The organism is Caulobacter sp. GW821-FHT11E11 (genome assembly GCF_058808315.1).
Genome location: NZ_JBXARO010000008.1, coordinates 1 through 19,640, shown reverse-complemented (window position 1 = coordinate 19,640; position 19,640 = coordinate 1). Strand labels below are relative to the sequence as shown.

The window sequence follows — 19,640 nt, the reverse complement described above, 5'->3', positions numbered from 1 at the left end:
GCCATGACCTTCGATGCCAAGACGACGGCCGTCCTGCTGGTCGACCCCTACAACGACTTCCTCAGCGAGGGCGGCAAGACCTGGCCGCGTCTGAAAGCGATCGCCGAGGAGGTGAACCTGCTCGATCACCTGCGCACGGTGGTCGCAGAGGCCCGGGCCGCCGGCCTGCAGATCGTCTTCGTGCCCCACCACCGGTGGGAGCCTGGCGACTACGAGCACTGGCGCCATGCCACGCCCTACCAGCGGGCCGGGGCCCAGCGCCAGATCTTCGCCAAAGGCTCCTGGGGCGGGACGTTCCATGACGACTTCCAGCCGCAAGAGGGCGACATCGTCGCCAAGGAGCACTGGGGATCGAGCGGCTTCGCCAACACCGACCTGGACCTGCGGCTCAAGCAGGCCGGGATCCAGAGCGTGATCCTGATCGGGTTGATCGCCAACACCTGCATCGAGGCCACCGGACGCTTCGCCATGGAGCTGGGCTACGAGGTCACCCTGGTCAAGGACGCGACCTCGGCCTTCACCCCCGAGGCGATGCACTCGGCCCACGAGATCAATGGGCCGACCTATACCCGCGCCATCGTCACGACCGAGGCGCTGGTGGGTCAGCTGCGGGAGATCGCGCGATGACCGGGGCCCGCCACCTGATCGTCGACCGGTCCGAGCCCGGCGTGTGGCGGGTCACCCTCGACAATCCGCCGATCAACATGCTGGCGCCCGCCGGCATCGTCGCGCTGCAGGATCTGGTCACGGAGATCGACGCCGACGCCGGCGCCAAGGTCGTGATCTTCCAATCCGAGGACCCGGACTTCTTCATCGCTCACTTCGACACGGCCAAGGCGGCGGACCTGCCGCCCGGGCCGGGACCCAGCGGCCATTCGCCCTGGATCGACGTCGTCGTCCGCTTGGCCCGCTCGCCGATCGTCAGCATCGCCAAGATCCGTGGCCGCACGCGCGGCGTGGGCAACGAGTTCGTTCTGGCTTGCGACCTGCGCTTCGCCAGTCGGCAGAAGGCGGTCTTCGGCAATCCGGAGGTGGGCGTTGGCCTGCCGCCGGGCGGTGGAGCGCTGGAATGGCTGCCGCGTCTGGTGGGCCGCTCGCGCGCCCTGGAGATCGTGCTGGGCGGCGAGGATTTCGACGCCGATCAGGCCGAGCGCTACGGCTGGATCAACCGCGCCGTCAATGACGAGGCGCTCGACGGCTTCGTCGACGCCCTGGCCGCTCGCTTGGCCTCGTTCGACCGCCAGACCCTCGGCGACCTGAAAGCCCAGGTGAACCGGGTCGGCGTACCGACCGGCGAGGAACTCGAGACCAGCAACCGGATGTTCTTCGAGGCCCTCGGGCGACCGGCCGCCCAGGCGCGGCGCGCCCGGCTGGCCGGACTCGACTACGGCCAGCGCGGCGACTTCGAACTGAACTTCGGCCGATACCTGCCCAGCCTGCGGCCCGACCAAGCCTGACCCGATCGTGCAAGCCCAAGGAGGCTCTGATGTCTGACTTCAAGCTCGAGGTGGTCGTGATCCCGGTGGCGGACGTCGACCGGGCCGACACCTTCTATCGGGGCCTGGGCTGGCGCGTGGACGCCGACATCGCCACGCCCGGCGGCGGCCGGATCCTGCAGTTCACGCCGCCGGGCTCGCCGGCTTCGATCCTGATCGGAACGGGCCTGACGCCGTCCGCGCCTGGCACGGCGCAGTTCCTCCACCTGATCGTTCCGGACATCGAGGCGGCGCGGGCCGAGCTGGTCGCCAAGGGCGTGGACGCCAGCGAGGTCTTCCATGACGCCGGCGGAGGCTACAACCGCTTCGATCCCGCCGTGCGCGCTCGCGGACCCGATCCGGAGCGGCGCACCTACGCCTCCTTCGTCGCCTTCAGCGATCCGGACGGCAACGGCTGGGTGCTGCAGGAGATCACCGCCCGCTTCCCCGGGCGCATCGATTTCGGCGTGACCAGCTTCGGCTCGGTCGCCGACCTGGCCGCCGCGCTGCGACGCGCGGCCGACGCTCACGGGGAGCACGAGAAGGCCAACGGCGGCCCGGACGCCGACTGGCCCGACTGGTACGCGGCCTACATGGCCGCCGAGCAGGCGGGCGGCTGAAGACCCGACGCGGCCGAGCACATCATGAAACGCCACGCATGGATCCTGGCCGCGCTGGCTTGCGCGCCCGCCGCCGCCAGAGCCCAAACGTTCGACCCGTCGGCCTACGTCCTGGGCGACTGGGGCGACGCGCGCGCCAGGCTTCATGATCGCGGCGTCGACGTGCGGCTGACTTATGTCAACGAGTTCGCGGCCAATAGCCGGGGCGGGGAGCGCCACACCGCGTCCTATGCCGACCAGATCATGGCCGGCGCGGATTTCGACCTGGAGCGCATGGCCGGCGTCGCCAGCGCCAGCCTGCATGTCACGCTCACCGACCGCAACGGCGTCGACCTCAACGCCAAGGCGGGCCTGGAGACGCTTCTGAGCCCCCAGGAAATCGTCGGATACGGGCGCACCACACGATTGGTGGAGCTCTACTACCAGCAGACGCTCTGGGACGACCGCATGATCGTCAAACTCGGGCGCCTGCCGATGAGCGGCGACATCTTCCCGTTCTCCTGCGAGTTCCAGAACCTGACGTTCTGCGGCGCCGTGCCAGGCTACATCATGCCCAACTGGTTCACCTGGCCCGCCAGCCAGTGGGCGGTGTCGGCCAACACCCGCCTAGGTGACACGCTGCGGCTGGAGACCGCCGTCTACCAGGTCAATCCCAGCTTCACGCGAAACGACCAGGGCCTGGAGCTCGGCAATCCCAGCGGCACGACTGGCGCCCATGCGGTGGCCGAGCTGACCTGGACGCCGCGCCCGAAGGCGCTTGCCGGCGTCTATCGCATCGGCGTCTGGCGCAACACCGGCGCATTCGAGGACCTTCACCGCAATCAGGCCGGCGGCCCGAGCGGTCTGGACGGCGGGGCGCCGCGGAGGCTGAACCATGCCAGCGGCGCCTACCTGATGGCCCAGCAGGCCCTGTGGCGGGACGCGACCGACCCGCGTCGCGACTTCATCGTCTTCGCCAACCTCGTCCGCTCCGATCGGGACGTCTCCTATGTCGGGCGCGTCTGGGAGGGCGGCTTCTTCTGGACCGGACCCCTGGCCTCGCGGCCGCGCGACACCCTAGGCCTGGCCGTGGGGCGGCTGAGCATCAATCCGGCGTCACGCCTGCGCGTGGCGCGGGAAAACCTGCGCCGAGGCGCGAGCACCGCGATCCCGCGCGTCGAATATCCGATCGAGCTGTTCTATGGCTGGAGGGCGACGCCGGTGATCACCTTGCGTCCCAACATCCAATACATTCGCGATCCCGGCGGGGTTTCGACGAGGAGGGACGTCGTCGTCCTCGGCCTGAAGACGACCGCGAACTTCTGAGGCGGCCGAGGTCCGCTCCCCGTACGGAGCTCGACCTACCAGGCGGTGACCCCGCCCTCGATCGGGATATTGGCGCCTGTGACGTAGGAGGCTCGATCGGAGGCGAGGAAGAGAGCCACCTCGACCACTTCCTCAGGACGACCCCAGCGTTTGAGAAGGGTGCGCTGGGCGATTGCTTCGCGGGTCGCATCGTCGAGATCGCCCTCGCGGGTGACGATCGGCCCAGGACTGATGGTGACCGCGCGAATGCCCAGCGGACCGCCCTCCACGGCCAGTTGCCGGGTCAGGCCCGCCACGCCGGCCTTGGCGGCGACGTGAGCGGCCATCGGCGGCTGAGGGGCCCCAATCATCGCCGCCATCGAAGCGACATTGATGATGACGCCGCCGCCGCGCGCGACAAGATGCGGCCACGCGAACTTCGTGACGTGGAAGGCGGTATCGAGCTCCACGGCGATGGTCGCCCGCCAGTCCTCGATGGACATGTCGGCCACGGGCGCGAACCGCGGACCGCCAGCGTTGTTGTAGACGATATCGATCCCGCCGTAGCGGTCGGCCGCCGCCCTGACGAAGGCTTCCGCCTGGCCAGGATCAGTGAGGTCCACCGGGGCGAAGCCCGACATCTCCCCGCCGGCCGCGCGGACGCCGCGCACGGTTTCCTCGTTGTCCTGCGGGCGCAGGTCGCAGCCGACGACCTTCGCGCCCTCCCGGGCGAACGCGAAACAGGCGACCCGTCCTTGGCCGCCAGCCGTGCCGGTGATCAGGGCGACCTTGCCGTCAAGCAATCCCATTGGGCTTTCCTTCGCCACCTTGGCTCGGCCCCGCGAAGACGCCGGCATGGCCAACTATCGAAGACGCAACGGCCGCGCCGCGATCATTTCGCGCCTTGATCGCGTTCACCGCCGACCAATTCCGCCCAGCGCGCAAACGCGCCGATCACGCGCAGCAGGAAGTCGCGCGCGGGCGCCGCGGTCACCCGGCCGTCGCCGTCGAACAGGCTGGCGACCTCGGGAATGTAGGCCTCGGGCTGCTGCATCACCGGCATGTTCAGGAAGACCAGGCTCTGGCGGATGTGATGATTGGCGCCGAACCCGTCCAGCTTGTAGGGCGAGGCGCTGACGACGGCGGCGGGCAAGCCGTCCCAGGGGCTGGGATAGTCAGGCCGCGAGCCGACATCGATCGCATTCTTCAACGCTCCCGGGACCGAGCGATTGTATTCCGGGGTCACGATCAGGACCGCGTCGGACTCGGCGATCTCGCTCCGGAACCTGGCCCAGGCCGGCGGGGGCGTGGCGTCCAGGTCCTCGCTATAGAGTGGCAGGTCGCCGATCTCGACAATCCGACAATCGAGCGTGCTGGGCGCAAGCGCGATCAGGGCGCGCGCGACCTTGCCGCTGTAGGACGCCTTGCGAAGGCTGCCGACGAGAACGGCGACCTTCAGCGGCGGGCGCGATGAGATGGACGTCATGGCTCTTCTCCCAAGGACGCACGCGGCCCTTCGCCTACGCGCTCTTCGGATGGAGCGTCGGGCAGGTCGCCGCCCGGTGAAATTGGACAAAGGTATCGACGATACCTTGGTCTCGACGCATCGATGCGGCCGAGATTTTTGGCGTTTGAGTGTGCGTGTGGCTAGCACCAGTCGATGAAGAGGCGATGGTAATCGTCCGCACCGGCCTCTGAACGCCCGGAACCTGGAGACACGCTAACGTCCGCTTTTGGCGCTACCACGCCGAAGTCGAACGTCATACCGGCGAGAGTTTGGAGCAACGCGGCCGTCGGACCCCGCACAATTGTAAGGCGCCGCTCGCCCTATGCCATTGGGTACTGGTCGTCGACGTGATCTTTTCGCACGATGTTATGACATCCTCGCACGCCGACGCATCCTCCGTATCGGACCGCTTTTCCCTTCTCGATCAATCGCCCATGCGTGATCGCAAAAGAGGGGAAACGCATGGAAAATCAGTCTCGAAAATTCGCTTTGGCGACCGTCAGTGCCCTGGCGCTGCTGCCGACCCTGGCCCTGGCCCAGACGGCTCCGGCCCAGGAGGTGTCGCAGGTCGACGAGGTTGTGGTTACCGCCACCCGCCGCACGACCAATGTGCTCGATGTGCCCGTCGCGGTGTCGACCTATGACGCCAAGGCGCTTCAGCGGGCGGGCCTGGCGGACGTCAAGCGGTTGCAGTCGATCTCACCCAGCCTCAACGTCACCACCACCCAGGGCGACAGCCAGGGCGCTGTCATCCGCGTCCGCGGCGTGGGCACGTCGGGCTCCAACCCTGGCCTGGAATCGGCGACAGGCGTCAGCATCGATGGCGTCTTCCGCAGCCGTTCTAACGTCTCGCTCGGCGACCTGCAGGGTATCGATCGCATCGAATTGCTGCGCGGTCCCCAGGGGACCCTTTTTGGCAAGAACACCACGGCTGGCGTCGTCAACATCCTGACAAAGGCGCCAGCTTTCGTCCCTGGCGGCGAAGCTTCGGCGATGTTCGGCAACTACAGTCTCCAGGAATATGCCGCGTCGGTGACCGGCCCGATCGCCGGCGACTCGCTCGCCGGGCGCCTCGACGTCCTTTACTCGCGCCGCGATGGTTGGCTGAAATCCCGCTACAACAGCCAAACCTACGCCGACCGTCAGCGAGAAGGCATTCGAGGCCAACTCCTCTGGATCCCGAGCGAGGATCTGAAGTTCCGCCTTATCGCCGACTACACCAAGCGCGACGAATCCACCGCCAATCCGCCGACCTATCGGGTCGTGGGGCCGACCGGCGCGCTGATCGGACTCTACGGCCCAACGCCGGTGGCGGAATACGAGCCTAAGAGCGACGCGCCGCAGATCGATAATCTCAGTCCGCGCGTCGATCGCTATGAGGAGATGGGGATTTCCAACGAGGCGACGTGGAAGATTGGTCCCGGAACCCTGACCAGCATCACCGCCTATCGTGTCGCCACCCCAAATCGCAGCTTCGACGTCGAAGGCAGCCCGGCTGACCTGCTGCGCGACATCGACGACGGCGAGCGCTACGAGACGTTCACTCAAGAGGCCCGTTACCAAGGGATCGCTGGAAAGCTCGACTACTTGGTCGGCGCTTTCTACAGCCACGAGAAGATCGAGTCCCGTGACACGGTGAAGACCGCGCCGAACTATGACAGGTATATCGTCGGCCTGCTCGGCGGCGTGAACTACCTGACCATGTTCACCGGCCTGCCGCTGGGCTCCAACTACCAGCCCAATTCCGGCGAGACCGATGTCTTCCACCAGAAGTCTCACAGCTTCGCGGTCTTCACGCACAACAGCTACAAGGTCACCGATCGTCTCACCCTTACCGGCGGTGTCCGCTGGACGACGGAAACCAAGGCGCTCGAGGCCAATCTAAAGAGCACGGGCGATGGCTGTGCGGTCGCGCTCGCCAAATACGGACCCACGCTAGCCGGCATTCCGGCCAGCCTGCAGTCGATCATCTGCGCCACCGCGCAGGATCCACGCTTCGCCGGCGTCTGGACGGGCGATCGCAGCGAGAACGAATGGTCGGGCACGGCCTCTCTCGGCTACAAGTTCGCCGAGCGCCTGAATGGTTATCTCTCCTACTCCAGGGGCTACAAGGGCGGCGGTTACCAGTTTGACCGATCCGGCCTGCTCAACAGCGGTCCCGCCGCCAACCAGCTGTCGTTCGCGCCCGAGTTCGCCGACTCTTACGAAGCTGGTCTAAAGGGCGTCTTCTTCGACGGCGTAGTCCGCGGCAATGCGGCGGTCTACTACACCAAGATCACCGACTATCAGTTCAACTATCTGCGGGTCTTGCCGCTGCAGACGGTTCGGGTGACCGCGAACCTGCCTGAACTCGTCAGCAAGGGCGCGGAGCTGGACGGCAGTTTCCGACCCACGCGCAACCTCACGCTCAGCGGCGCTGTCAGCTACAATGAGACCGCCTATGGCGAGGAAGGCTTCCCGACGGGGCTGACGCAGTTGCAAGGCAACGTCGCGCCTTACGCGCCGCGTTGGACCGCGCAGGGGTCGATCAACTACGAGCGCGAACTGCCGGGTTCGGACCTGCGAGCCTTCGTCTATCTCGACGCCAATTGGCGTTCGAACACCAATCTGAGCTTCTCGGCCACGACCACGCCGATCTATTTCCAAAAGGGCTACGCCTTGGCCAACATGAGGCTTGGCCTGGGCCCGGCGGATGATCGCTGGGGCGTGGAGCTTTGGGCCCGCAACCTCTTGGACAAGCATGCCTGGAGCGGCCTCTACACGGGCACCGCCCAAGCCGGCTCGGTCGAAGGCTTCTTTATCGAGCCGCGCTTCTACGGCGTGACGCTCCGCGCCAAATTCGGGGGCTGACGCCTTGTCCGCCGTCCGTTCTGGCAAGGATGCGAGCCCGGGCGCCGCGCGCGCCTGGGCGCTCTTCCTGCTCTTGCTCATCTACATGTCGAACTACATCGACCGCAGTATCGTCTCGGTTCTGCAGCAGCCTATCAAAACCGAGTTAGGGCTTGCGGATTGGCAGCTCGGCATGTTGGGTGGCACGAGTTTCGCGCTGTTCTATAGCCTGTTAGGGGTGCCGATCGCGCGTCTGGCCGACCGTGGCCGTCGCAAATCGATCATCGTCGCAGCGGTGGCCGTCTGGTCGCTGATGACGGCGCTGTGCGGTTTGGCGCAGAGCTATCTTCAGCTATTCGCCGCGCGGGTCGGAGTCGGCGTGGGAGAAGCCGGCGGCGCGCCGCCGGCTCACGCACTGCTCTCGGATTATTTCCCGCCCGAGCGACGGGCCACGGCCCTGGCGATCTACTCGCTTGGCCTGCCCTTAGGTGCGGTGATCGGCGGAGTAGGGGCGGGGCTGATCGCTCAGCACCACGGCTGGCGCGTCGCCTTTTTCGCGGCCGCCGCGCCGGGACTGCTCCTGGCCATCCTTGCGCACACCACGCTTAAGGAACCAGTGCGTGGCGGCCTTGATCTTCGAGACGCCGCGCCCGAAAGCCAGAGCTGGTTGGAAGTCGCCCGCGCAATCATCGCAAAGCCTTCCATCGTTCATATGATCGCTGGATCGACGCTTGCCGCATTCGCTGGCTATGGGGTCAGCGGCTTCAACGGCGCTTACTTCATGCGGCAGTTTTCGCTGTCGATCGGAGAGACCGGCCTACTGCTTGGGCTGGTCGGGGGGTTATCGGCGACAGTAGGGACTTTGCTTGGCGGCTTGATCGCCGATTGGGCGGGCAAACATGATGCGCGGTGGCGTCTGGGTTGGCCCGCGGTGGGCCTGTTCGTGGCCGCTCCGCTCTACGCATCCGCCTATCTGGCGGGTGAGGCGCGCCTGGCGGCAACTCTGTTGGTGCCGGGAGCTATCCTGCATTACCTGTATCTTGGGCCAAGCTATGCGGTACTGCAAAACCTCTCACCGCCAGCCTCCCGCGCCACGGCGCTGGCGCTCCTCTCGCTGGTCGTCAATTTGATCGGACTAGGCCTGGGTCCGCTCTGTGTCGGAGCCCTGAGTGATCTCCTAGCATCACGTGCTTTCGGAGCGGGAGACTTCAGCGCATGTCGCGCAGCTATTGACCCTGATCTTACGCTTCGCTGCGCGCGGGCCAGCGCGCTCGGCCTTCGCGAAGCGATCCTGCTGACGCTCTCACTCTTCATCTGGGCCAGCCTTCACTTCGCGCTCGCCGCGCGGCGCTTGCCCGAGGATCTCGAACGCCTTGAGGTCGGCTCATGACCCAACCGGCTCTTTCGCCGTCACCAACGCTCGTCCCACGACAGCCGCAGCAACAGCTAAGGCGGTCCCCATTGCACTCTGTTCGACAAGCGTCGGCCTGTTCGTCAGTTTTCTCGAACGGTGATGATGATAGGCTAGGGCGTTGCCCTATCCGGGAGCGGCCCATGAAAACATGGATCGACCAGCACGAACTCGTTCAGCTCGCCAAGGTGCAATCGGGCGATGAAATTCTGCGCGATCTTCATCGTGGCGACGCCAACGACAGCTTCAAGGGTAAAATCGAGTTTGTCCCGGTCGAGGAGGGATTGTTCTGCTCGATCAATACCTGGAGTTCGCAGCAGGAAAGCTCCGACCGCACCGTCGTGCGCAACTCCATCGGCCTGCAGTTCGTCCAGATGGGCCATGTGCGCCAGAGTTTTCGTGGGCATGGTCGCTATCTTCACACAGGCGCGCGGGTCTGTTTGACGACCTTTCCCGCTGAGACCCGCCAGGTGCGGCACTATCGAGCTGGGCTTGATGTAAAGTATATCGGCGCCTGGATCGCGCCCGAGCTCCTGGTCGATAAGTTTGGCCTGTCGGTCGACAGCTTGCCCGAACCGCTCGCGGCGTTCTTTAAGGGGGAAGCTTCGGCGCCGTACTCATTGGCCTTGCCGCTGGCCCCTCGCCTTTGGATGGGGCTCGATGAGGTGTTCTCCAACCAATATGCCGGCAAGCTTCGCGACACCTACCTGCGAAGCAAGATGACCGAAATGGTCTGCGAATTGGCGGCATCCCTCGGGCGTATGAACAAGCCCAACCGTCCGGTGGAGGAGAGCGCGCTGTCCTCGCGCGAACAGATGCTCGTCGAGGCGGCGGCTCACGTCTACTTGCGCGAGCTGCGCGATCCGCCTTCGGTGGACGTCCTGGCCGCGCGTATAGGCCTCAACAGGAACAAGCTGACAGCCGGCTTTCGGCTGATGTTCGACTGCACGCCGCACGAATATTCCAAGCGCCATCGCATGGACTGGGCGCGCCGGCTGCTTGACGACAGCGCCTTGTGCATCGGCGAGATTGCTCAGGCTGTCGGCTATGGCTCTCCGTCGGCGTTCAGTCGTGCGTATTCAGACTACTTCGGATTCCCACCGTCGGCGCGCGGCGATCGCTGAAGCGACCGCGCGGCCTCCAAGCTCATTCTAATCAGATAGGACGGACAATGGTCGACATGATCATCCGTAACGCGCGTCTGCTCGACGTCGAAGCTGGCGAACTGCGTGACGGCGCCTCACTCCGCGTCGAAGGCGACCGGATCGTTGAGATCGCCCTGGACGGCGCCGATCTGCGCGGCGGTCCGGACGTGCGGGTTCTCGATGTGGCGGGCAGGACCCTCATGCCAGGGCTTATCGACGCCCACGTCCATGCCGCCATCACCACCATGGACATGGCCGCCATGGGACGGCGCCAGACATCCTGGATCGCCATCGAGACCAAGTTCGTGCTTGAGGGCATGCTCAAGCGTGGGTTCACTACAGTGCGCGACGCTGGCGGCTTGGATGCGGGTATCTCCAACGCCCTGGAGCGGGGGCTGGTCAATGGTCCGCGGGTCTTCCGATCAGGCCGCGTGATCAGCCAGACTGGCGGTCATGGCGACAGCACCGCGGCCAGCGATCATCCCCAGCTGTGCGCCTGCTCAATCCGCAGCACGAGCTTCGCCCATATTGCCGACGGTCCCGACGCAGTGCGCCGCGCCGTGCGCGAGGAGCTCAAAACCGGGGCGCATCAGATTAAGATCATGGCTGGCGGCGGCGTGGCCACGCCGTCCGATCCCATCGACTCTACTCAGTACACCCACGAGGAAATGGCCGCAGCCGTTCACGAGGCTAAGGCCCGCAGGACCTATGTCCTGGCCCACGCCTACATCCCCGAGGCTATCATACAAGCCGTGAAGGTCGGGGTTCGCTCGATCGAGCACGGCAACCTGATCGACGATGAGGCGGCCCGCGCCATCGCCGAAGCGGGCGCCTATCTCGTGCCGACCTTGGTCACCTACGATCAGATCGCCGAGGTCGGACGAGCGATGAGGTTTCCAGAGGTGTCGCTTAAGAAGCTGGGCGATGTTCTCCACGCGGGGGAAGCGGCGCTGGATATCGCGCGCCGCAATGGCGTGAAGATGGGGTTCGGCACCGACCTCCTGGGCGAAACCCACAAGGCTCAATCCAAGGAGTTTCTTCTCCGGGCTAGGGTGCTGAGCAACATCGAGATCATTCGCTCGGCGACGCTCGTCAACGCCGAAATGATGAACCGGGCTGGAGAACTGGGCGTGCTTAAGGTTGGCGCCTTGGCCGATCTCCTGGTGGTCGATGGCGATCCGCTCGCCGACATCTCCGTGTTGACCGGGCAGGGCGAGCGCGTGGTCCTGATCATGCGCGGCGGCCAAATTGTCAAGGACGAGGTGATGGCGTGAAGACCCTGCGCAGCGTCATCGAGTTTCGTGTAGTCCCCGGCCAAGAAGCGGCCTTCGAGCAAGCTTTCGCCGACGCCCAGATGCTGACGCGTCCCGCGGCGATCGACGGATTTTACAGCGCCGATCTGATCCACAGTCTGGAGGACCCGAGCCACTACATGGTTATCGGGTCTTGGGCGACGATGGAGGCCTACGAGCAGTGGCAGACCGTCTCTATAGAAGGCGCTCCGCCCGAGCCGCTGAAAAGGTTAGCCGCGACCCTCGTGGGCCCTCGTCCCGGTAGGCTGTTCGTCCTAGCGCAAACAAGTGGGCCTGCCTGATCAAACGCGTGGCCCGTTGCCTGCGACGCAGCCAGCATGCGCTTGTAGAGGTCGCGGGCTCAGGCCAACATCGCGCCTCGATCGAGCGATCTTGGCTCCTATCCCCGCCAGGCTTTCTCGTTTGGCGCCGCCGGACGCAGGGCGTTTGGTGGCTGCCATACTACGCCGGTCCAGCGCTTTGGTCACAAGCGATGGGGAGGACCGGCAACGCCATGGCGCAGAAAGAGGTCTGCGCCAAGGGCGGCGCGTCCGGCGCGCGCTTTGGCGGCCGGACGCGCGGACGCCCAAGATGGCGGGACCAGCACAGCGCCGTATGATGGGCTAGGACGCCAGACGGAGTGTGCTGATGCTGCCGGCTTTGGCTCGGTTCTCCTAGGCGTCCGCCGACAAGGGCGGCAGGTCGTGGCCCATCTGGGCCGCACCTCCGCCGTGGACAAGATCCGCGCGCTCGAAAACGCGGGCGTAGTCACGTCCCGCCAGCGTAAGGCCTGGGTGAAGCTGCGCAACAAGGTCATGCACGGCAGCCTCGTCTCGCCTTACTCGAGCCAGACCGAAGACGATCGGCTGATGGCGTTGGCCGAGATGATGCACGCTCTCACGCGAGAACTCCTCCGGCGCAGAACCGCCCAGGCACCGGCTAGCGAATCCGGTGACAACGAGGTGAGTTAGGCTTGGACCTTGTTCGGAGGCTGCAGACAGGTGTGAGCTGATGACGCTGGGTTGCCGATGTCGTTTACTCTCCTCGCGTTGAACGTCCAGTCTCTGGAGGTCCGCCAATGTCAGCAATTGGCGCTAGCTGGTCAGTACCTGGACCTAGAGATCGGCGGGGGGGCGAGGCAGCCGCTCACCAGTTGCTGCGAGGCGCAAACCCGGTAGGCTTTACCAAGCCGGCTAGACACTCACTCGCGAGCTTCCAATGGTAGCCAAGCCCGATCTAAACGATCAACACCGCGAACAGTTGATCCGAGAGAACGACCAAGCCTGGAGTCACTACCGGCATCTGTCAGAGACGCAGATGAAATATTTCGACCGCTTCTTTGTCGTTCTGCTCGGCACCATCGGCTTCATCATCAGTATCTTCGAGAAGCTGACCGCTGCTGACCGTCCCGGCCGGTTGCTGCTCGTGTCGCTCCTCCTGCTTTTCGTCTCCATCGTGCTTGTTTCGATCATTCGTAGCGTCAATCGCGAGGGGCATGTCGCCAGGGCGTACGGCGACTTTATGCAAGAAGCCAGCATGACACTCTTCCACAGCGACTCATCTAACCCGACAGTCTGGCGCATCCATCATTGGCTTCCGTCCGATGTTCAGATGGGCATGACGAGTAAAGACGCCGAAATTTTCACAATGATCTTCATTGTCTTCCTATTCGCGCCAGCACAGGCGTTCATCCAGATGCAAATCGGTCTCCGGTTCTGGATGACTCCGCTATTCTATATGCCCGGAGTATTCACGCTGCTCACCATAGCCGCCACTGGCGGGCTAGCGATCAGGACCCGGCAGGGGCGCACGATCCAAAACGCTAAAAGGCCGAAATTGGACTGGCCACCGCAGATCGAACCACCCCCTTCAAGGGTCGACTAGGGTCGATCTCGCACCTGGGCTTGGCACGCTGAATGTCCGGTTTTCGAAGGTGTACCAATGTCAGAAACTGGCGCAAGGTCGCTTTGGAAGCCGCTATCGACCGCCTCTGGGGTTGATCGTCCAAACGGTTCAGGCTCGACGGCGCACAAGAGCCCGTAATCCCATGCTGGCGATCTTCTTCAACTCGCTTCGGCTTGCGCCGCCGCGCGCAGAGACCTTCAGTCCAGAGCGCAGGGTTAGGAGCATCTTGGCGGCGGTTTCGGCGTCCAGCCCCGGCTCGAACTCTCCCGCCGCCACGCCATCGCGTACGCGCTCGGCGAAGGCGGCGATCACCGCCAGGCCGGCCGCGTCGTTCTGGGCGTTGATATCTGTATCCGAGCGGCTGAACTCGACGATGGAGCCGACGCCCAGGCAGCCGGTCTCGACGTCGGCGCTCGAACCCAGCCCCACCAACAGCGCCGCCTCGATCCCCTGGGCCGCGGTCCCCCCGGCCAACGCCTCGCGCATCTGGGTCAGCGAGTTGGCGGCGTAGCGGCGCAGGGCTTCCAGGAACAGCCGGCGCTTGTCGCCGAACGCGCCGTAGAGGCTCTGGCGGGCAATGCCCATGCCTTCCAGGAGGTCGCTGGTTGAGGCGGCCTCATAGCCATGGCGCGCAAACACCTTGATGGCGCTGTCGATCGCCTCGTCTCGGTCGAACTCGGAAGGTCTGGCCATGGCAGCATCGTACCATTCTGGACCGGTGAGTCCAGAATGTTCTTGACCAATCGATCTGGAATGGTTCATGGGTTCTGGACTGATCAGTCAGAAATAGGAATTCCGATGTCCAATACCTTCTCCTCCCCCGCGCCCGCGCTTGTGTTCGGCGGCTCGCGCGGCATGGGCGCCGCCATCGTCCGCCGGCTCGCCGCCGAGGGACGTCCCGTCGCCTTCACCTATGTCAGCTCGCCCGGCAAGGCCGCCGCGCTAGCCGCCGCAATCGAGGCCGACGGCGGGACCGCCCTGCCGATCCAGGCCGACAGCGCCGACGCCCAGGCCGTGCGCGCCGCTGTCGAGACGGCCGTCGCGCGCCTCGGCAAGCTGGGCGTGCTGGTCGTCAATGCCGGCGTGCTGATGGCCGGGACCATCGACCAGTTCGCGGTGGAGGACTTCGACCGCATGTTGGCGGTCAACGTGCGGGGCGTGTTCACGGCCATCCACTACGCCGCGCCGCACCTGCTGGACGGCGGCCGCATCGTCACCATCGGCAGCAACACCGCCGAACGGATCGGCTCGCCCGGGTCCAGCGTCTACGCCATGACCAAGGCCGCCGTAGCCCAACTGGTGCGGGGCGCGTCGCTGGACTTCGCGCCGCGCGCTATCACGGTCAACAATGTCCAGCCTGGTCCCATCGAGACCGACATGACCGCTGACCTGATGGACTACATCACCCCAAAGCTGCCCCTGGGCCGCATTGGCAAGGCCGACGAGATCGCCGACCTGGTCGCCTGGCTGGCCGGTCCGGGCGCGGGCTACATGACCGGCGCCAGCCTGACCATCGACGGCGGCTGGACGGCGTAGAAGGAAAGTTGGCGTACGCGCAAACTCAGGCTCGCCCCAAGGTCGGCGTCTTGGTGGCGAGCCAACGTCAGCAAATGGCGCGACCCGGGCCTTACTCCAGACCATTGGACCGACAGGGCGGGGGAAAGGTCGAGGCTCAGTTGGGCGCTTGAACAAGCCTGATCAGGCTGCCGTCTGGATCCACCATCGCACCAACAAGTCCGCCCCAACTCTCCAGCTTAGGGCGATGAGCAGATGGCCGGCCCTCGGACCTCTCGGGCACACCCGCCGCGAGAATGGCTTCGAAAAGCGGCGCTATGTCTTGCATCCTGAGGCAAGATCCGAAGGCGCTGCCTGCAGGATCGAAGTCTGGAAACAGGAAGAACTCCAGGATCAAATCACCTCGCTTGAGGATCATCCATCCTGCGTCGCGCCAAGTCTCGACAAAACCAAACCCGCCATAGAACCGTGAGGTCACGTCGAAGTCGCGCGACGGGAGGTTAGGGGTTGCGGTGTCGGGCATAGGTGAAGCTCCACGAATACGAGCGGCTTTGGCAATATTGGCGGTCGGCGTCCATGGGGCGCCACGAGTGTCTGAAACGGATCGAGCGCGGAAGAGAGCGCTGGCGCGGCGCCCGCGGGACGTTACGCCGGATCTCTATTGTTGACCTCTCGGCGCATTGCGAACGCCGAGACGATCGACCAGGCGCCGATTGCCAGCGTCGCGAACAAGGCGCCGTGCAAGTCCGGGCTCCAGGTTCCCGTAGCCAGCCAGGCAAGAAACAGCCCCGATACGGCCAAGCCGCCAATGGCGACGCGGCGCCCTCCGGACCGTCCCGCCCAAGCCAGACCGTAGAGCCCGACACCGATCGCGCCCAAAGCATAGTGGATGGCGGCGAAGCCCTGATTGATCCAGTAGGTCTGGTGGCGCAGCGCTCGGAGAAGGCCAGGCGACATCTCGCCATCGATAGCGGCCTGAGAGATCTGGGGTTGAACCAGGCCGCTCATGACGCCAGCGCCCATGCCGGCCATCAGGCTGAACGTCATGACGCAAAGCGCCAGCACCGGCAGGGGGCGCGAGAGGTCGAGATGACGCGACGTCTCGAAATAGCCGTAGGCGAGGAGGGGCGCGATGATCAGGCCGGTCCAGTGCACGGCGTCGTTGAGATCGATATGGCCCAGGCTGGGGCCGCCCGTATGTGACGGATGAACCGCCATCAGGCCGATATAGGCCAGCCAGCCGATGATCAGGGTCATGGCTCCGGCTTTGGTGGTGTTCGACATCTCGCGCTCCAGGTTCGGCTGAAGGCTTGTCGTTGGCACGGATCGCGCGGAAAACCAGCGGTGGCCCGCCGCGTGGTGACGGGATCGGGACAATGGGGCCGGAATGTCCGGAAATAGGGTTGAGCTGAAACCGATCGATCACCGTGCGGCGCGGACGCGGGGGCGCCTGTCGCACGCCTTGATGACGCTCGGCACGGTGGAGAACTTCGACCGCATCCGACTTGGCGATCTCATTCGCACGGCGCGCATCGGTCGCTCGACCTTCTATGCGCACTTCCAGAACAAGGACGACCTGGTCTGCAGGGCCTTCAGCGACATGATCTCGCTGTGCGAGCGGCGCAATCGCGAAGGTGGGCGAAACGATTGTCTTCCGGTCGAGCCTCTAGTCCTTCACGTCGCGGGACAGCACGAGTTCGCCCTGGCGATCGCGCGATCCAGGACACTCGCACCCATGCTGGCGGCCGGCGAGGACCGCCTTCGTATCATCGCCAACACCAATCTGACGGCCGCCTATCCGCAAGTCCGGCCGGAGGTTCGTCGACAGGCGGCGGCGTTCCTGGCGGGCGGCCTGATGGGGCAGATTCGTGTCTGGCTCGACGCGGGTCTCACCGGCTCACCTGAGACCCTGATCGACACCCATCGGGCGCTGGCGGCTGCGACGCTTTCGATGCTTGGGAGCAACCCGCTGGCCTGAACGGATCGCTCGCCACGCCGCGGCGGAAGGTTCGGGCTAGCGCGTCACCTCGAACCGGCAACGGCCGGGCATCTCGTGACCCTCGGTCATGATCTCCCACGAGACGGTGTGACGATCGGTGGGTGTGTGGGGGCGACGCCGGCTCAGGTCAGACTTAAGGCAAGGCCAGCGGCCACCCGACCAGGTCTCTTGGAGCAAACTGCTGCCTGCCGATTGCGGAAAAGCGTCAACGCCGCAGGCCGATCTCAAGGTCGTGTTACTAGAGCGATGCCAAAGTCCGGTTATGGCGCGATTCAGTAGGCAGCCACTCAAACCTAAGCTTGCGCGGCGCGGCGGGCCTCCCCTTGACTATCTTTTGCACGAGCTCTTGTGTTCGAAAGTCGGCGCAGTCGGCGCAGTCGGCGCAACAATTCATAAGTGATTGTTGCCGCGTATTCGGTCCTTCAACTTGACTTTTTTGGTCTATGCCGCGTCGCCACGACGCCAAGTGAATATCAACCGTCGCGAACTGTTTGCGTGAAAGACATCTTTTAAGAACCGCATGGATACCTCGGCGGCCTTGCGAATTCGAAGGCACCACCTGCCGCCATGCGCGGCCCGGCTTACTTAACTAGCTCTGCAAGTAACGAAATTAAGCTAGGCAGGGACTTTTCGAGTTTCAATGCCTTGGCCGTCAAGCCAATGAATAGAGCTGGCCCTATGATTTTAGCCGCGCTCTCTATGGCTAAGTCTAGCCCCTTGTCTAGCTTACCGCTGAGCCAGCGGCAGAACTTTTGCAAGGCGGCGAAAAGACGTTCCAGGATTTTCATACAGAGCGCGACAATGTCTTCTCGCGGCCTGCTTTTGCCGATCTCGATTTCCAAGATCGTGAGCGCTAGCCTCGCCTCTTCCATTTCCGGATAGGGAACAGCTTCGAACCCGTACGCTGAATTGTGCCCGATGCCCGGGCCTGAAGCACTGACCGCCATCAGGTGCTCGACGATTTCGCGCAGGTCGGCTAGGTCGTCTGCGACTTGCTTGAGAGATCCTTGAATGTCTGGAGCAGGGGGCGGAGGTGGTTCGAGGTGAGTGTTGGCATACGAAGCGACGCTGATGTATTTTCGGCCAGCCTCTTGCAGTTCCATCACGCACGTTGCGAGGTCGCTCCTCTTTTGCACACTCGCGAACTTGATCATCATGGGAATATTGACGCCAGAGATGACCTCCGCCCCATAAATCTCCATCATCGAGATGCACAGATTGGAAGGGGTTCCGCCGAACATATCCGTTAGCAGGACAACGCCGGCGCCTCGATCGACCGATTGTACTGCGGAGCGGAGCCGATCCTTGATAAGCATCACATCGTCATCAAGCTCGAAGCAGATCGTTTGGCAATTCGCGATAGGTCCAACGACCATCGCCGTACTTTTTAGAATTTCTTCCGCAAGACGACCGTGAGTGACGACGACCAGCCCGATCAACGCTGTTTCCTTTTCGGACTTCTGGACATCCGTCTTCACTAGTACAGCTCCCGCCGAGGTCTGAGCACAAGCCTAGACGCCGAAATTTAACTGGCCGCCAAAGATAGGGCTACCGCATCCGAAGCCCGACTAGTTCGAAGCCGGTCACTCCAAACTAGCTGCTGAATGTCCATTTCCTGGAGGGCGACCAAAGTCCGTTGATGGCGCACCCCTGCTGCCGCAGCGGCGGTGTTATCAAACCCGTACGCCTCCAACCTCACCAGCGAGCGGTTGCAGCGCAGCGATCTCTACGTCGGACAGGGTCATCGTAGCGGCGGCGACATTTTCCTCGAGCCGTTGGCGACGCCGCGTGCTGGCGGAGACCGAACCGGCCTGATCGTCTCGCCGGCGCTTCAAGCCCTGATCAAGGTTGACGGCGACGACCAAAGACCACCCTTCTGACGCCGCGCGAACCGGACTAGGGGAGGGCCCATGCTGCTCGCCGCCGTCTCTTCCGCGATTATCGCCTGCACCGCGCCGACCGTTCATGACGGCGATACCCTAAGGTGCGGGGCCGATCGCATCCGGCTGTTCGGCGTCGACGCCCCGGAGGTGCGACGCGGCCAGACGCCCGCCGAACCCTTCGCCTATGAGGCGCGCGACGAACTCTTTCGCCTGACGCGCGGGCGGGTCGGCTGCCGGCCGGTCGACCGCGACCGTTACGGGCGCACCGTGGCCAAATGCTGGTCCAGCGACAGTCCGGACCTCAACGCCGCCCTCATCCGATCCGGCTTCGCCACCGAATACGGGCGCTACAGCCAGGGCCTCTATGGCGCCGCCGAGGCCCAAGCCCGACGCGCGGGGCGAGGTCTTTGGGGCTTGGCCGGCGACAAGGCCTCGACCCCTGCGCGTCCGCGCGCGCGCTAACCGCGGCGCCGAACGGTCGTCGCCAGCGCCAGCCGCCGCGTTCCGAGGCGGCGCGCCTGGCCGGATCCAGAGTCTGCCCTTGTCGGCCCGTTGGCGACGATCGATTCACGCGCCTGGGCGAATCCATACAGACTTATCCACAGCCGCCCTGAGAGCCGCTGTGAGGTTTGTCGATGAACGCCACCGCGCGTGCTGTCGCCTTCGAGCCTGAGCCCACGCCAAAGATCAACGTGGCGCCGCACAACATGGAAGCCGAGCAGGCGCTGCTCGGGGTGCTGCTGTACGACAACGCCGCCTACGAGCGGCTGACCGA

At 64.6% G+C, this 19,640-nt stretch carries 21 protein-coding genes; 15 read left to right on the top strand and 6 right to left on the bottom strand.

Annotated features, from left to right (window positions below; translation table 11 throughout):
* Nucleotides 1-3: 3 nt before the first annotated feature.
* Genes AC1RR5_RS19655 through AC1RR5_RS19640 form a run of 4 tightly spaced genes read left to right on the top strand, consistent with a single transcriptional unit; the run spans nt 4 to nt 3,400 of the window.
* Nucleotides 4-627, top strand: coding sequence for a cysteine hydrolase family protein (locus tag AC1RR5_RS19655; RefSeq protein ID WP_492924162.1), 624 nt, complete (start codon nt 4-6; stop codon nt 625-627).
* Nucleotides 624-1,457 (top strand): enoyl-CoA hydratase/isomerase family protein, encoded by an 834-nt coding sequence (locus AC1RR5_RS19650; RefSeq protein ID WP_492924160.1) that lies wholly within the window; start codon nt 624-626, stop codon nt 1,455-1,457. Before AC1RR5_RS19655 ends, AC1RR5_RS19650 begins: the two co-directional genes overlap by 4 nt.
* A 29-nt stretch (nt 1,458-1,486) precedes the next feature.
* Nucleotides 1,487-2,095: a VOC family protein gene (locus AC1RR5_RS19645; RefSeq protein WP_492924158.1), complete on the top strand. Its 609-nt coding sequence runs from the start codon at nt 1,487-1,489 to the stop codon at nt 2,093-2,095.
* 24 nt (nt 2,096-2,119) lie between these two features.
* Entirely contained in the window at nt 2,120-3,400 is a 1,281-nt protein-coding gene (locus tag AC1RR5_RS19640; protein WP_492924156.1) for a carbohydrate porin, read from the top strand.
* A 35-nt stretch (nt 3,401-3,435) separates the two neighbouring features.
* Here the strand turns inward: AC1RR5_RS19640 and AC1RR5_RS19635 are convergent, their stop codons facing one another.
* Together AC1RR5_RS19635 and AC1RR5_RS19630 are read right to left on the bottom strand one after the other, a co-directional pair.
* Nucleotides 3,436-4,188 (bottom strand): SDR family NAD(P)-dependent oxidoreductase, encoded by a 753-nt coding sequence (locus AC1RR5_RS19635; RefSeq protein WP_492924154.1) that lies wholly within the window; start codon nt 4,186-4,188, stop codon nt 3,436-3,438.
* 83 nt (nt 4,189-4,271) lie between these two features.
* Complete coding sequence (locus tag AC1RR5_RS19630) at nt 4,272-4,865, bottom strand: NADPH-dependent FMN reductase (RefSeq protein ID WP_492924152.1); 594 nt, start codon at nt 4,863-4,865, stop codon at nt 4,272-4,274.
* Between the two features lie 510 nt (nt 4,866-5,375).
* Here AC1RR5_RS19630 and AC1RR5_RS19625 point away from each other — a divergent pair.
* From AC1RR5_RS19625 to AC1RR5_RS19595, 7 genes are all read left to right on the top strand, one after another.
* Complete coding sequence (locus tag AC1RR5_RS19625; RefSeq protein ID WP_492924150.1) at nt 5,376-7,736, top strand: TonB-dependent receptor; 2,361 nt, start codon at nt 5,376-5,378, stop codon at nt 7,734-7,736.
* A gap of 4 nt (nt 7,737-7,740) precedes the next feature.
* A complete protein-coding gene (locus AC1RR5_RS19620; RefSeq protein ID WP_492924148.1) occupies nt 7,741-9,105 on the top strand; it encodes a spinster family MFS transporter in 1,365 nt (454 codons plus the stop codon).
* Between the two features lie 164 nt (nt 9,106-9,269).
* Nucleotides 9,270-10,250 carry a helix-turn-helix domain-containing protein gene (locus tag AC1RR5_RS19615; RefSeq protein ID WP_492924146.1) on the top strand — a complete coding sequence of 327 codons (981 nt, stop codon included), beginning with the start codon at nt 9,270-9,272 and terminating at the stop codon, nt 10,248-10,250.
* 47 nt (nt 10,251-10,297) lie between these two features.
* Nucleotides 10,298-11,545, top strand: a complete 1,248-nt coding sequence (locus AC1RR5_RS19610) for a metal-dependent hydrolase family protein (protein ID WP_492924144.1) — start codon at nt 10,298-10,300, stop codon at nt 11,543-11,545.
* Nucleotides 11,542-11,865: an antibiotic biosynthesis monooxygenase family protein gene (locus AC1RR5_RS19605; protein ID WP_492924142.1), complete on the top strand. Its 324-nt coding sequence runs from the start codon at nt 11,542-11,544 to the stop codon at nt 11,863-11,865. Before AC1RR5_RS19610 ends, AC1RR5_RS19605 begins: the two co-directional genes overlap by 4 nt.
* A gap of 402 nt (nt 11,866-12,267) precedes the next feature.
* On the top strand, nt 12,268-12,534 hold the full coding sequence (locus AC1RR5_RS19600) for a hypothetical protein (RefSeq protein WP_492924140.1): 267 nt from the start codon (nt 12,268-12,270) through the stop codon (nt 12,532-12,534).
* A gap of 247 nt (nt 12,535-12,781) precedes the next feature.
* Nucleotides 12,782-13,447 carry a hypothetical protein gene (locus AC1RR5_RS19595; RefSeq protein ID WP_492924138.1) on the top strand — a complete coding sequence of 222 codons (666 nt, stop codon included), beginning with the start codon at nt 12,782-12,784 and terminating at the stop codon, nt 13,445-13,447.
* Nucleotides 13,448-13,576: 129 nt separating this feature from the next.
* Here the strand turns inward: AC1RR5_RS19595 and AC1RR5_RS19590 are convergent, their stop codons facing one another.
* Nucleotides 13,577-14,161 carry a TetR/AcrR family transcriptional regulator gene (locus AC1RR5_RS19590; RefSeq protein WP_492924136.1) on the bottom strand — a complete coding sequence of 195 codons (585 nt, stop codon included), beginning with the start codon at nt 14,159-14,161 and terminating at the stop codon, nt 13,577-13,579.
* Between the two features lie 105 nt (nt 14,162-14,266).
* On the opposite strand from AC1RR5_RS19590, the gene AC1RR5_RS19585 reads away from it, so the two are divergent.
* On the top strand, nt 14,267-15,004 hold the full coding sequence (locus AC1RR5_RS19585) for an SDR family NAD(P)-dependent oxidoreductase (RefSeq protein ID WP_492924134.1): 738 nt from the start codon (nt 14,267-14,269) through the stop codon (nt 15,002-15,004).
* Between the two features lie 136 nt (nt 15,005-15,140).
* On the opposite strand, the gene AC1RR5_RS19580 is transcribed toward AC1RR5_RS19585, so the two are convergent.
* Nucleotides 15,141-15,506 (bottom strand): bleomycin resistance protein, encoded by a 366-nt coding sequence (locus AC1RR5_RS19580; RefSeq protein WP_492924132.1) that lies wholly within the window; start codon nt 15,504-15,506, stop codon nt 15,141-15,143.
* A gap of 122 nt (nt 15,507-15,628) precedes the next feature.
* Entirely contained in the window at nt 15,629-16,267 is a 639-nt protein-coding gene (locus AC1RR5_RS19575) for a hypothetical protein (RefSeq protein WP_492924130.1), read from the bottom strand.
* Nucleotides 16,268-16,448: 181 nt separating this feature from the next.
* Here AC1RR5_RS19575 and AC1RR5_RS19570 point away from each other — a divergent pair, with 181 nt between their 5' ends.
* Nucleotides 16,449-16,961, top strand: a complete 513-nt coding sequence (locus tag AC1RR5_RS19570; RefSeq protein WP_492924128.1) for a TetR-like C-terminal domain-containing protein — start codon at nt 16,449-16,451, stop codon at nt 16,959-16,961.
* A gap of 602 nt (nt 16,962-17,563) precedes the next feature.
* Here the strand turns inward: AC1RR5_RS19570 and AC1RR5_RS19565 are convergent.
* The gene (locus AC1RR5_RS19565) at nt 17,564-18,460 is read right to left on the bottom strand and encodes a PTS sugar transporter subunit IIA (RefSeq protein ID WP_492924126.1); all 897 of its coding nucleotides are present in this window, start codon (nt 18,458-18,460) and stop codon (nt 17,564-17,566) included.
* A 432-nt stretch (nt 18,461-18,892) separates the two neighbouring features.
* On the opposite strand from AC1RR5_RS19565, the gene AC1RR5_RS19560 reads away from it, so the two are divergent.
* Entirely contained in the window at nt 18,893-19,327 is a 435-nt protein-coding gene (locus AC1RR5_RS19560) for a thermonuclease family protein (protein ID WP_492924124.1), read from the top strand.
* A 173-nt stretch (nt 19,328-19,500) separates the two neighbouring features.
* Nucleotides 19,501-19,640, top strand: a 140-nt coding sequence (locus AC1RR5_RS19555) for a DnaB-like helicase N-terminal domain-containing protein (protein ID WP_492924767.1), incomplete at its 3' end; no start/stop codon positions are given.